This window comes from Aromatoleum petrolei (assembly GCF_017894385.1).
GTDB lineage: Bacteria > Pseudomonadota > Gammaproteobacteria > Burkholderiales > Rhodocyclaceae > Aromatoleum > Aromatoleum petrolei.
The window spans coordinates 178718-192724 of record NZ_CP059560.1; the positions used below are offsets into that span (position 1 = coordinate 178718).

A 14007-nucleotide genomic window follows, 5' to 3' on the forward strand; every position below is an offset into this window, starting at 1 on the left:
GATTTGTGTTGGAGTCTTGCGCCGGGTTGTGCGCGTTACGCCGGTTGTGCAACCGCCGTACAGGGCGGTTCCGGTTCGTGTTCGCGGACCTGGATGACCTGGTCCTCGTCGAGATAGACCGCCGTGATGAAGCGCGGCTTGAAGATCATGACCCACGCCGGAACGAGCAGCATGGCCGCCACCACGTTGAAGAGCAGCATCAGGCTGAGCAGCAGCGCGGCGTCCGACTGGAAGCGCAGATCCGACAGCACGATCCACATGACGACACCGGCGATCAACGTCATCGCGGTGAAGGACACCGCGAACCCCGTCGTCGCGATCGCCTTCAGGACCGCCTTGCGGAGGTCCTGGAGTGCTGCCATTTCCTCGCGGATACGGTTCATGATGTAGATCGCATAGTCGATACCGACGCCGATGCCCACTGCAATCACCGGAACGGTATTCACGTTCATGCCGATGTGCTTGATGCTCATGTACGCATAGGTCATTACCGTGGCGAAGATCATCGGCAAGACCATCAGCCAGCCAGCGTGGAGCGAGCCGTAGAAGGCCCACACGAAGGCGAAGGACAGCGCGAGCACGAGCGGGACGATGAGGAAATTGTCGTGGCGGACCGCATCGTTGATCGCCGCATTGACGCCGACGGCGCCGCCTGCGAGTTCGATGCTCAAGCCCGGAACCTTGCCCTCCAACGCCGCGACGCCTTCCCGAGCAAGCCCGATGGCACGCTCGATCGTCTGCGCCTGATGATCCTTGTAGAAGAACACAAGGTTGGCGAGATTTTCGTCAGTGTTCGTATACTCGTTCAACGCACCGGGAATCGGGCTTGCGGCCATGAAGGTGAACATCAGGCCGCCGATCTCGTTCGGGTCGGACGGAATCTGGTTCCAGCGCGGATCCGTGTTGTGGATCAGGCCGTTGACCGAGCGGATCAGGCCGGGCAAGGCCTTCGTGCCGCCGACGTTCGGATCCTGCAGCATCGTGTTCTGGAACGACTCGATCGCGCGCAACACCTCGGGATTCTTCAGCCCGCCCTTGTCGGCCGTCCGTGCCACGATGTACAGCTCTTCCGACCCCGGAAAGCGCTCGTTGATCGCACGCGACGAGATGTTGTAGTCATGCTGCGGGTAGAGCAGCGGACTCCCCGGCTCGGCCTCCCCGACCTGCACTCCAAGGCTCAGCCAGGCACCCGCCATGACAAGGACTGCGGCCCCAACGAGCACCGCAATCGACCCCCTGCGACTGCCCACCACCCCGAACAGCGCGACAACCACCTGACGCAGGACGCTCTCGCGCGCGGCCACGGCGCGCGGCTGTGGCAGGAGGAGCAGCAGCAGCGGGACGAAGAGCAGCACCGTGAACACGACCGAGAAGGCCCAGAAACCCGCGTAATAGCCCATCTTCGTATTGATCGGCGCTGCCCCGAGCACGAGCACCAGAATGCCGATTGCATCGACGACAATTGCCAGCGAGCCGGGCCGGAACAGATCGTCGAACGCATTGCGCGCCGCCTGCCGTGAATCGTTCGTCTCGCCCAGCTCGAAGTAATAGCGCTCGACCAGCTGGATGCTGTGCGACATCGCACGGGCCGCGATCAGGAATGGAATCACGAGGTTCAGCGGATCAAGATTCCAGCCCATCAGCGAGATGAAACCCAGCCCCCAGATCGAAGACAGGGTGATTCCGAGCAATGGCAGCAGCACGCCGTACAGACGCCGGAAATAGATCAACAACAGGGCGACCATCAGCCCGAGCGTGTACAGGAAGATCTGGATGATCTGCGGCAGATAGGTGTACACCCACCCGATTAGCACGGGATTGCCAGTCGCGTGGATTCTCACCCCATCGGCGGCCTCGTTGGCCCGCACCGTCTGCAGCTCAGCGAAAATCTTGCCGTAATCGATATCGCCAGTCTCATTCAGCTGCGCCTTGATCATTGCCGATTTGAGATCCGGGGACACCAGCAGGCCATAGACACGCGGGTTCGCCATGACGTCCTTCCGGAGCGTCTCGAGTTCCTCCACGGTCAGATTCGGCTGCGTCGGATCGTAATACAGCCGGGATATCATCTCGCCGCTTTCCGTCAGCCAGATCTTGCGCACCGTGCGGTGCGCAAGGCTCACGACCTGGTTGTGATTGACCCCCGGCAGACTGTCGACCCCCTGTGTCAGCCGCTGCAGGCGGGACAAGGTCTCGTTGGTAAAGATGTCGCCGTCCTCGACTTCGAGGGCAACGACGATCTGGCTCGCACCGCCGAAGCTGCCGCGGATCTCGTTATGCAGCTTGATGTAGGGGTGGTTCTGCGGCAGCAGGTCCTCGAACGCCGAATAGATCTGGATGCCGGGCAGCTTGAATGCAAAGAAAACCGTCACGAGAAGGATCGCCGCCAGAATCGCGCGCGGAAATTGAAATGCGACGTTCTCGAGTTGATGCACTGCATGAGTAAAGCGATGACGCATGATCGTGACCTCGCTTAATTGGTCGCGGCGACCTTGGGGTCGTCGTCGAGTGTCATTACCTCCACGCCCCCAACCCCGCCGGCGACAAGGATCCGGCCGTCGCCAAATGGCAGGGCGGCGCGCAAATAGGTGGACTTGCGTGCACCGGCGAGCTTCCACTGGTCCCCGCTTGCCCGGAATACGAGACCATTGACCCCCACGCCGAGCGGGGTACCGTTGTCTAGCGCCAGGCCGTATATCGGCGCGCCTGCCTCATTGATCCGTTTGCTCCAGCTATTGCCGCCGTCGGTGGTCTGCATCACCACTCCCGCGAGGCCGGACACCCAGCCGCGGTCACGATCCGCAAAGACCGCTGCATAGGGATAGAAATCCTCGCCGATCTTCGGCAAGGCTTCCCATGTCGAACCGCCGTCCCCCGTGCGGTAAACGGCCCCGAATTCACCCGTTATGAATCCTTCCTGCTCATTCAGAAACTGGACGCTCGCGAGCATTGCGTCGTCACCCACGACGGTCGTGTTCCAGCTCGCCCCCTGGTCGCTGCTCGACGCGATGGTGCTGCCGCTACCCACGACCCACAGCCGGTTTCCGGCGTCGCAGGTGATTGCCAACGGATTCGTCGGCTCCTCGATCGTGCGTGCCTGCCAGTTGTCACCGGCGGCATCCGCAACCCAGATTCGATGAAAGAAATCGAGCGCCGCAAAACTTCCGTCGGCACAGGCGGAGACACCCACGAAAGAACTGAGCGGATCGAGCTGCCGACGTGCCCAGCTATTGCCACGGTCAGATGACGTCAGTACAACCCCGGTCGCTCCGACGACGACTGTCGTCTTCCCGTTGTCCGCGGCTGCCTGAAACGCATCGGAGCGTTTCGCGCCCTTCGAACCGCCTTCTACGATGTTCGCCGTATTCGCCGATGCGCCGCATCCGCTCAGCATCACGCAAAGCAATGCGCCCAAAGAGCCGGCGCACCATGACTTCATGGAACCATTCATGATTATGTCTCCTCCGTTCGGGACGGGTCGATGCGGCTCGCGCGATCATGAGGGTCACGGTATGAACCTCCCCACCCGACGGCACGAATGTAGGCTGCGCACAGCTGACCAACAATTGGTGCGCACACCTAATCAGTAGGGAGTTATCCCTGACGTCCCCCACGGTCGGCTCCGGACTCGACATGACTCGCGCATGAACGGGCAGGTCGTGCGCGGAAGATGATCCCCGGATTACGCGAACGAGGCTTGGTGGCGCTCATCGGCGCATTCGGAGTGGGCGTGGCGCGGTGCAGTTGCTGAAGACCTTGATCAAGGGCCAGCCTAGCAAGGAGATCCCACGCTTGCTCGACGTCAGCCTCAAGTCCGTCAACGTTCGCCGGGCGAATGCCTTCCGCAAGACGGAGGTGAATGGAACCGCCGAGCTTCTTCCACTCCAGACGCTTCTTTCGCGAAAGTTGGTATCGAACTGCCGTTCACGACTTGCGTCTGTGGTGCCTGGTGCCGTTGCAGGGGCGGCTTCCAACTTTGCATGCACGTCGTCGATGCCGGCGACGGCAATCGGACGCGCATGGTCAATCCGGTCTGCTACATTGAAAAACGAATCTAGGACTGCGAACTGAGCGCCTTGGAAGCGGCGTCCGAACGGGGGCATCGGGGTTCCCTGCGCAGTTCCCCGAGGCGGGCGGGTGATCCTCGCGAGGCATCCGGTGGCCATGTGCCTGCTGGCACGCCGGATTTGCGCACCGCCCACGTTGGTGACATTGCGGCCATTGAACCGGCACTGCCCGCCTTAATGCAGACCGGGATCAGACCGCAGTGGCCTGCCGCAACATCAGGCACGGCGTGTGGAACGCCAGCGTCACGGCCACGGCGACGTCTTGGATCATGTTTGAGCATCTTTTCGCAAGTAGATGTTCCGAGCGGAGCGGTCTCGTCCGATTCAGGTGACAAGAGACGAGGCGTTTCCCCGGCGCCTTTTCCCGATCCGCGATAGCGGCAGGGGGTGTCATGAGGTCCGTATACGGCGGGCTGTTTGCCGGGTCCGCAATGTTCCAGGTTGGCGATGTGACCTTGCGGGCTCGCGATGGCACCCAGACTTTTCGGGAAAAGCTCGCGCGCATCATTCTCGATGAGATGGTCCAATTCGTCGGGCTACTCGACCCGGACGGCCGAACGATCGAGATCAATCGGGCCGCGCTTACGGGCGCCGGGTTGCGGATCGAGGACGTCGTGGGAAAGGCGTTCTGGGATACGCGGTGGTGGGCGGTTTCGGAAAGCGTCCGGGAATTTGCGCGGAATGCCGTAGGGCGTGCCCGGGTCGGCGAGCTGGTACGCGGCCAGGTCGAAGTCTATGGCCGTTCAGGCGGAGCCGAGACGCTCATTGTGGATTTCTCCTTGGCGCCGATTCGGGCCGCCGGTGGCCAGATCGTGCTTCTGCTCGCCGAGGGGCGGGACATCAGCGAAATCAAGCGTGCCGAAGCGGAAATCGCGCGCAAGAATGACGGGCTGGAGCAGCTGCTCGACAAGGTACAGCGCCTTGACAGTGCCAAGAGCGCCTTCTTCGCCAACGTGAGCCATGAATTGCGCACCCCGCTGACGCTGATTCTCGGCCCGGCGGAGTCTCTGCTTCAGGATGCAAGGAATCTGACGCGCAATCAGCGCCGTGATCTTGAAGTCATCCAGCGGAACGCAGTGACCCTGCTGCGTCAGGTCAATGATCTACTGGATATAGAGAAGTTCGACGCCGGGAAGCTCGCGCTCGACTACGCAAGTTCCGACTTGGCGCGACTGGTGCATACAGTGGCCGGAAATTTTGACGCGCTCGCCGAACAGCGCGGGATCACTTACACCCTGACAACGCCGATTGAGCTGCCAGCCGAACTTGATACGGAGAAATTCGAACGGATCGTTCTCAACCTACTCTCCAACGCCTTCAAATTCACGCCGGTCGGCGGTCGGATCGGGTGCACCATCGAGATGATTGGATCGGATAGGGTGTTGCTCTCCGTTCGGGACAGCGGCCCCGGTGTGCGGCCCGAGATCAGGGCCGCGGTTTTCGAGCGATTCTTTGGGGAGGGGAACACTGCATTTCCCGCCTTTGGGAGCACCGGCCTGGGACTGGCCATCGCGCGGAGCATCGTGGAGCTGCACGGCGGCACGATCACGGTCCTGGACGCACCCGGCGGCGGTGCGTTGTTTCAGGTCGAGATGCCGCTTTGCGCCCCGGCGGGGACCCCGATCCGAAAGTCCTCCGACAGCCCGCGAACCTTGGGGCGGATCAAGCCCGACGCCGCGCCTCGTGAAGTGCCGATGCCGGAAGATGGGGCTTCGGCCCAGGAGGGCGCGACCGAGGACGGACGGCCCTTGGTGCTCGTGGCCGATGACAACCCCGACATGCGGGGCTTCGTTGCCGACATCCTCAGCCACGATTACCGCGTCGTTTCCGCCTGCGACGGGGAAGAGGCCCTAGCGATGGCAACCAACGTGGTGCCCGACCTGATCGTGACCGACCTGATGATGCCCAAACTCGGCGGGGTTGAGCTCCTGTCGCGGATGCGCGCCTGTCAGCTCCTGGCGCAGGTGCCGGTGGTGGTGCTGTCGGCACGGGCCGACGAGCCCCTGCGCCTGCACCTCCTGTCGGAGCGGGTCCAAGACTACATCATCAAGCCGTTCCCGCCACACGAATTGCGCGCCAGGGTACGCAATCTCCTGACGATGAAGGCCGCAAGGGATGCCCTGCAGAAAGAGTTGGCCACTCAAGAAGAAGATTTGTCCGTGCTGACGCATCAACTCATCGACAACCGGCAGGCCCTGCAAGAGCGCTCCGACGCCCTGCGCGAATCGGAGCAGCGCTGGCGCGCCGTCTACGAGAACCTCGCGGCGGGAATCGCCCTCACAGATTGGAGCGGCAAGATCCTCGCGGCCAACCCGGCACTGCAAACGATACTGGGGTATTCCGAGGAAGAACTCCGCGCCCTGGCACCCCTGGCCTTCGTGGCGGAAGAGGAACGCGCCGAGGCAACGCGGCAGATCCAGCAACTGGGCAGCGGTGAAGCGACGTCATATCGCACCCAACGGCGATACTTGCGCAAGAACGGCCGTTCGATCTGGGTCAACGTCAGCGTTTCCCCGCTGCCCTATGGCGGGCCAGCCGCGCCGGCGCTGGTGGCCATCATCGAGGACATCACGGAGCGGAAAAACGCCGAAGACAAGGTCCGCTATCTCGCCTTCTTCGATGAACTGACCGACCTTCCCAATCGCGTCCAGTTGGACACCAGATTACACGAGGCCATTGACACCGCATCGCGGCAAAGCCGGCCCCTTGCCCTGCTGATGTTGGCGCTGGAACGCTTCAAGGACATCAATTACACCCTCGGCAAGCCCATCGGCGACCGTCTGCTGCAGGAGTTCGGCCCCAGATGCCGACGCATGCTGGCTGACAATGCGGTGCTTGCTCATTTCGGCGGACGGCACTTCGGCATCGTGATCCCGGGTGCGGGCGTGCAGGAGGCCTGCAACCTTACTGCGGGGCTGCTGAGGGATCTGGAGCGGCCATTCGAAATCGGCGGCTTCACGCTGGAAATCGGCGCCCACATCGGCATAGCCGTGTTTCCCGGCCACGGCACCGAAGCGGCCACGCTAACGCGGCACGCCGAAGTGGCGCTGCGCCAGGCAATGCGACTGGGACAGGGCTATGCCCTGTACACGCGCAAGGACGACCCTTACCACCCGCGGCGGCTCCAGTTGATGGGCGAGTTGCGAGCGGCCATCGCAAACGACCAACTGGTGCTGTACTGCCAGCCCAAGCTGGAACTGGCATCCGGGCGGATCGTCGCTACGGAAATGCTGGTCCGTTGGCAGCACCCGGCCTATGGCCTGATCTCGCCAGACCAGTTCGTCCCTTTCGTGGAAAGCACCGGCCTCATCGGTCCCCTGACCAAATGGGTGCTCGAAGCCACTCTGATGCAGTGCCGCGCGTGGGAGCGGGCGGGAGTCCGACTGCAGGCCGAGGTCAATCTGTCGACCCGCAACCTGGAAGATCCGCGTATCGTCGAACAAATCCGCGATGCGCTGACCACCTGGGGCGGCGGGCCGAGCTGGATCGGCCTTGAGATTACCGAAAGCGCAATCATGGCCGAGCCTCAAGTTGCGCTCACGGCGCTGCGGCAACTCAAGGACATGGGCATGAGCCTGTACATCGATGACTATGGTACGGGCTACTCCTCGCTCGCTTATCTGCAGAAACTTCCGGTGGATGCGATCAAGATCGACAAGTCCTTCGTCCAACCGATGCTCGAAGACGCAGGCGCCGCCCTGATCGTGCAGTCCACCGTGGACCTGGGTCACAAACTCGGGCTGCGCGTCATCGCCGAAGGGGTCGAGAACCAGGAGATATGCGAGCGCCTACGGGCCATCGGTTGCGACGAGGCGCAGGGCTATTTCGTTGCGATGCCGATGCCCGTCGGGGATTTCCTGTCCTGGACCGAAGCGTGCGGTTGGCGGTTGGCTCCTCGCGCCGCTGGCGAGCAAACTTGATTTCTTCCCCAAGGTCGCGGCCGACGCCTCGCACGTGCACGTGACGCCCTTCGATCCCGAACGCCGCGCCCCTCCTCGCCGCCCCGTCCGACGAGTTTCGCGCCAAACGCCTGGGCTTCGAATCCGACGACGAGGACGACGATGAATGAAGCTTCAGGATCCCGGCCTCAGTTGGCGCGTCGCGATGCCCATTTGCACTCGAGGCAGTGACTGTTCGTGAGCATCGACAACTGAATCAGCTCGCCCGACGAGCGCACGCCCAGCTTGCTCATCAGTCGCCCTCGGTGCGCCTCCACGGTCTTCGGGCTGATTCCCAGGATTCTGGCGATCTCCTTGCTGCTGTTTCCTTCGACCACGAGATCGAAGATTTCCTTTTCCCTCAGCGAGAGACTTTCGAAACAGTTGCGGTACTTGTGCTGCTCGCTTTGTTTGCTCAACGTCTCCTTGCTCTGGGTCAGGGCCGCATTGACGGCATCGAGCAGATCCTGATTGCGGTACGGTTTCTGCAGAAAATCGATGGCGCCCTTCTTGATGGCCTGCGCCCCCATCTGGGCATCCCCGTACGCCGAGAGAAAGATGATCGGCAGTTTGAAGGCGCGCTCGCACAGCACTTCCTGCAACTGCAGACCGCTGAGCGCCTGCATCCGCACATCGAGGATCAGGCAGCCGTAGTCACAGGAAACATCGGTGTCGAGAAACGCCTGCGGCGAGTCGTACATTTTCACGTCGAGCGCGATCGAGCCGAGCAACCACTTCAGCGAATGACGGACCGACTCTTCATCGTCGACCACGAACACGGTCGGCGAAAGTTTTTCCACCTGCATGGACTCCTCCTTTGTGCATGGTCTTCGCCGCCGGAGACTCTTCGGTCTTCGTGCAGGCGCGGACCTCCCCTACATCGGCAAGGTGAATTGAAAGCGCGACCCGCCCTTGCCGATCCTCGAAAACGAAAGCTGCCCGCCGTGCGACTCGACAATCGAACGGCAGATCGTCAGGCCGATACCCATCCCGTCGGGCTTGGTGGAGAAATAGGGCTCGAACACGCGCTTTGCAGACCGCTTCTCGAGCCCTGTGCCGTGGTCCTGGACGAACACCTTCATCGCCCCACCCTCATCGATGATCTCGCTGCCGATGACGAGCTTGCGCGCCCCCGGCGGCAGGCCCGTCATCGCCTCCATGCCGTTCTTCATCAGGTTGAACAGCACCTGTTGAATCTCGACTTTGCATAGCGGCACCAGCGGGGGATCCTGCAGCAGCCGCAGGTCGACGCTGACGTCATGCCGGCGGACCTCGAAATTCAGGAATGAGAGCGCGTCCTGGATCACCTCGTTGATATTCTCGGGTTCCTTGTCGGGCTTGTGCTTGCACACGAACTCCTTGACGTGGCGCAGGATCTCGCCCGCCTGCTCGAGATACTTGAGCGTGAGCCCCATGGACTCGGAAATCTCCTCGACGCCGTCGACGCGCTCAAGACGCAAGCGGCAGCCGTTCAGGTAATTGACCGCGGACACCAGCGGCTGCCCCATCTGGTGCGCCAGCGCCGCCGCCATTTCGGCCATCGAGTTGATCCGGCCCAAGCGCGTGAGCTCCGCGTGACGCAGCCGTTCGAGCTCTTCGATGCGCTTGCGGTAGGTGATGTCGGTGAAGGCGGCGACGACGAACTGCTCGTCCTTCCGCTCGATCAGGGATGAGCTCACGCTCAGCCAGCGCAGCTTGCGCCCCTTCTCGTCGCGCATCCCGATCTCGATGTTGTCGATCGAATCTTTCTGAAAATCGCGGATCTGCCAGGGCAGGCGATGCCTCGGGATCTCCGTGCCGTCGTGCAGAAAGAAACGCAACGGCAGTTTGCGCCAGTTCTCGGGCGACGCACGCCGCAAACCGACCATTTCGGCAAATTGGCAATTGGCCTCGAGGATGGTGCCCTGCGTATCGGTGATCGAAATGCCGATCGGCAGCATGTGAAAGAGCTTCTGGTATTTCTCGCGGTTCTCGTTCGCGACCTCCTCGGCGCGCTGGCGCGTCGCGACTTCCTCCTCGAGGCTCGCGACGTGCCGGCTGAGCTCCACGGTGCGCTGCTGCGCGACGAATTCGAGCTTCTCGACGTCGGCCTTCAATTCCTCCTCGATCCGCTTGTGCTCGGAGATGTCCTGCACCACCCAGATGCTGCCGAGCTTGGGGTTGGCCGGATCGAGCAAGGTGCCGGTGACGATGCACCAGATCAGCGTGCCGTCCTTGCGCACGAACGGCCGCTCGTCCTTGAAGGTGTGATGGGACTCGAAGAAGCGGCCGAATTTCCGGGCGATCGTCCCAAACGATTCGTCACTCGGGTAATGCACGCCGACCGACTGGTTGTGGAGTTCGCCGGGTTCATACCCGAACAATTCCTCGTAGCGGCGGTTGCAGCGCCTGATCCTGCGGTTGAACAGATGGCAGATCGCCACGGGCGTATTGCGAAAGAGCGCTTCATAGCCGACCGAGGCATCCTCGCTCAGCTCGTCGTCCGGCTCCACGTCGAACGCGTCATTCCGCATGAGCACTGCCTCCTTATTGAGGAAGCGCACTGCCTCTGACCGTCGTAATGTTATTGGGGTTGTCATGTATATGCCCCCTTCGTGGATTGGTAGACCTGCACTTGCAAAACCCGGTGATGTCAGACCCGAGCAGGATGTGTGCCAGTGGCGTGAGCGGTGCGCAAGAATCGTGATATTCCTGACAAGACCCCACTAAGCAGCGGACAGACGAAGGCGGGGACCTCCTCGTTGCACACGCAGCCGGGTGCAATCTCGCGGTGCCCAGCCGCCATTCGATGATTTGATCGAATCGATCCGGACGTTTCTTTCATCAAATGATCGATTACTCAGGCGTTCACTCGCACAAACCTCGCTTGCCAGACTCGCGATTCTCTATTATTTGATGAAACCAATCGCCCAATCCGGCGGCTGGGCATAAGCTCTTTCAATCGAATCCTGTATGGCCTGCGCAGGCCGGTGGACGACATTCGCCGGACCGGCTCCTGCAATGCACGGCGGCGAGTTCCCGTGCCAGCAACCGCGCCGGCCGCGATCGAGGAAATCATGGCGAAAAGGCATCCCCAAGGACCCGAGCCCGACTCATCCGCGCAAACTGACCAAGAGCTCCACGCGACTTCCAAGGGAATTCGGGTGCCGGCTTTCCATGACCTCGCCAAGCGCCTGCGTTTCGCGCCCCAGCAAGGCCGCATCTGGCTTGACGACCAGCGCATGATGCTCATGCATGTGAGCTCCCTTGGCGCCCTGCGACAGGAGCTGATCGAGAGCCTCGACAAGGAGACTGCGCGCGGGCTGATCACCCGCATCGGCTACCAGGCCGGCACGCGGGACGCGGCGATGGCGCGCAAGGTCCGCGCCGGCCTGAACACCTATGACGACTTCCTCGCCGGTCCACAACTCGTCTCGCTGGAGGGCATGGTGCATTGCGAGCCCGTGGCGCTGGATATCGACGTCCAGCGTGGCCACTACTTCGGCGACTTCTATCTCGTGGACAGCTCCGAGGCGGAGGCCCATATCGCCAGCTACGGTATCGGCAACGAATCGGTGTGCTGGATGCTGATCGGTTATGCATGCGGTTACACGAGCGCATTCATGGGCCGTCCCATCCTGTGGAGGGAAACCGAATGCCGCGGAATGGGGCACGCGAAATGCCGCGTGGTCGGCAAGCCGGTGGAGGAATGGGAAGACGCGCAGGATGATCTGCGCTTCCTGCGCATCGGCGATTTCGTCAAATGGGCGCCACAGGCCGAGGAGCAGTTGCCCGCGACGAGCCGTATAGCCGCTCAGCTGTCCAGCGCACCGGAGCATAGCTTCGGCGTGGTGGGGGTCTCCGCCGGCTTCAATACGGTCTGCCACATGGTCAACAAGGTGGCGCCCACCGACGCGACCGTGTTGTTCCTGGGTGAGAGCGGTGTCGGCAAGGAAGTCTTCGCAAACAACCTTCATCGCCTGAGCAAGCGCGCGAATGGCCCGTACGTCGCGGTGAACTGCGCGTCCATTCCGGAACACCTGATGGAATCGGAACTGTTCGGCGTCGAGCGCGGCGGCTTCACGGGCGCTACGACGTCACGCGCCGGACGCTTCGAGCGGGCCGACCATGGCACGCTTTTCCTCGACGAGATCGCCACACTGAGCTTCACGGCGCAGGGCAAGCTGCTTCGCGCACTGCAGCAGGGCGAGATCGAGCGCGTGGGCGATACACGCACGCGCCAGGTGGACGTCAGGGTGGTTGCGGCGACGAACGTGAATCTGCGCGAAGCCGTCAAGGCCGGACAATTTCGCGAGGACCTCTTTTTCCGCCTCAATGTCTTTCCGATCGAGGTGCCACCGCTGCGCGAGCGCCGTGACGACATCCCCCTGATGATGAACTGGTTCCTCCAGCGCATGGGCCGCAAGCACGATAAACACATCACCGGCTTCCGCGAACGGGCGGTTGATGCGATGTTCGCCTACGACTGGCCGGGCAACGTGCGAGAGCTGGAGAACATGATAGAACGTGCGGTCATCCTGGCCGAGGATGGCGGCGCGCTCGACCTATGCCATCTGTTCACCGGCGGCGAGGAAGTCGATACCACCGCGTTCATGTTGAAGCGTAGTGGCAGCATCGGACGGGTCAGCAAGCCGGGCGGAACGGAATCGCTATCGACAGCCGCCGCCGGACACACAGGCCTGGCGGAAACTGAGGTGGCCATGTTGCGCGCTGCCGTGGCGGAGGCTAACGGCAACCTGTCGCACGCCGCCCGAGTGCTGGGCATCAGCCGCCCGACGCTGGTGTACAGGCTCCGTAAATACAATGTCCTACCCGAAGCACGCTGACGACATGCTCTCGGGGGTGCCGCGCAGGGCGCCCTGATCCGCCCGGCGCGCGTGCAACAGGCCGCGACGGTGAGCTGGATGGAGAGCGGTGCGACCGTAAGCGGCTGACTGCCATGCTCGGCGGTGTTGGACAACAGCTACTCGCCACATCTGCGATTAATGAGATCGCTCCATTCACGATCGCCGCCATGCGGGCAACGCCATCACATAGCGCAGGCTCCAGATCTCGCACGCCCATCGGTCTCCAGGCTTTCCCAAAAAAATGCGGTCGGCGCCAGCTGATATTCATGAACGACCACGCCAGCGACGACCACAACTCCGATGAATCGGACAAAGGAGGAAAAGATTCCTGGGCGAAATCAGAATGTCCGCTTCAGGTGTAAGAGCCACTTGCTGGCCCCGGTGTCCTTGCAGCGGCTGTTTCCATCACACAGGGTATAGAGTTCCGAATCCGCGCTCGTATCGATCCACGCCACGCCCAGTTGCCAGCCACCGTCGAAATCCTTCGTGACACCCAGTTTCCAATCGGTGAAGCTGTAATCGCCATAGTTGCGGACATGCTGGCGCCCCACGTGAGCCAGGGCTTTCCAGCCCGGAATGAATTCGTAGGCCAGATTTCCCTCGATATAATGCGATCCATCCGAATCGCCCTGCCCCAGTCCGAATGACTTGTCGTTGAAGCCGAAGTAATCCGTCAGGGTTTGCGAATACTTCACGTTCAGGAACTTCCACGTTACGCCGGCATAAATTTCCAGCGTGTTGTATTTCTCGTTGGTCCCGTTGATCTCTCCACCCGGAAAGGTGAATTGCAGCAAGCCGACGTCGTAGCTGAAATCACCGATCGATTTTGCATATCCGCCATACACGTCGATCTCGCCCACGGCATTGTTCAACGCCGTATCGCTCACGTTTGTGCCCCAGATTCCTGCGTACAAGCCGCTCTCGTGGGCAAGATCGAAGCCACCTTGCACTGCCGGCTTTTCCTGCGTATAGGAGATCCCGCGAAAGACATACTGGGAAAAGAGTCCTACGTTGGCGCTGACGGTATAGGGCGACGACGCTTCCTGCGCATGGGCGCCCGATGCGGCGGCGAGCAGGCTCGCAATCAGGGCAGTCACGACGTTATGCTTGGTCGAAGTCACGTTCTTGTATCTCCTCTTCATCGGTGGATGGCTG

Annotated in this window: 8 protein-coding genes; 3 read left to right on the forward strand and 5 right to left on the reverse strand. The window is 61.8% G+C overall.

What is annotated here, in order from left to right; translation table 11 throughout:
• Window positions 1–35: 35 nt before the first annotated feature.
• Together ToN1_RS00795 and ToN1_RS00800 are read right to left on the reverse strand one after the other, a co-directional pair.
• Window positions 36–2459, reverse strand: a complete 2424-nt coding sequence (locus ToN1_RS00795) for an efflux RND transporter permease subunit (RefSeq protein ID WP_169206363.1) — start codon at window positions 2457–2459, stop codon at window positions 36–38.
• Window positions 2460–2473: 14 nt separating this feature from the next.
• Window positions 2474–3451: a WD40/YVTN/BNR-like repeat-containing protein gene (locus ToN1_RS00800; protein WP_169206364.1), complete on the reverse strand. Its 978-nt coding sequence runs from the start codon at window positions 3449–3451 to the stop codon at window positions 2474–2476.
• Between the two features lie 287 nt (window positions 3452–3738).
• Between ToN1_RS00800 and ToN1_RS24980 the strand changes: the two genes are divergently transcribed.
• Window positions 3739–4071, forward strand: coding sequence for a LuxR C-terminal-related transcriptional regulator (locus ToN1_RS24980; protein WP_169206365.1), 333 nt, complete (start codon window positions 3739–3741; stop codon window positions 4069–4071).
• Window positions 4072–4459: 388 nt separating this feature from the next.
• Window positions 4460–7987, forward strand: a complete 3528-nt coding sequence (locus ToN1_RS00810; RefSeq protein WP_169206366.1) for an EAL domain-containing protein — start codon at window positions 4460–4462, stop codon at window positions 7985–7987.
• A gap of 167 nt (window positions 7988–8154) precedes the next feature.
• On the opposite strand, the gene ToN1_RS24880 is transcribed toward ToN1_RS00810, so the two are convergent.
• Both ToN1_RS24880 and ToN1_RS00820 read right to left on the reverse strand, forming a co-directional pair.
• Window positions 8155–8811, reverse strand: coding sequence for a response regulator transcription factor (locus tag ToN1_RS24880; RefSeq protein WP_169206367.1), 657 nt, complete (start codon window positions 8809–8811; stop codon window positions 8155–8157).
• Between the two features lie 69 nt (window positions 8812–8880).
• Window positions 8881–10518, reverse strand: a complete 1638-nt coding sequence (locus ToN1_RS00820) for a PAS domain-containing sensor histidine kinase (RefSeq protein WP_169206368.1) — start codon at window positions 10516–10518, stop codon at window positions 8881–8883.
• 507 nt (window positions 10519–11025) lie between these two features.
• Between ToN1_RS00820 and ToN1_RS00825 the strand changes: the two genes are divergently transcribed.
• Window positions 11026–12831 carry a sigma-54-dependent Fis family transcriptional regulator gene (locus ToN1_RS00825; protein WP_244860928.1) on the forward strand — a complete coding sequence of 602 codons (1806 nt, stop codon included), beginning with the start codon at window positions 11026–11028 and terminating at the stop codon, window positions 12829–12831.
• A gap of 359 nt (window positions 12832–13190) precedes the next feature.
• Here ToN1_RS00825 and ToN1_RS00830 read toward each other — a convergent pair whose 3' ends face one another.
• On the reverse strand, window positions 13191–13973 hold the full coding sequence (locus ToN1_RS00830; protein ID WP_244860929.1) for a TorF family putative porin: 783 nt from the start codon (window positions 13971–13973) through the stop codon (window positions 13191–13193).
• Window positions 13974–14007 lie beyond the last annotated feature (34 nt).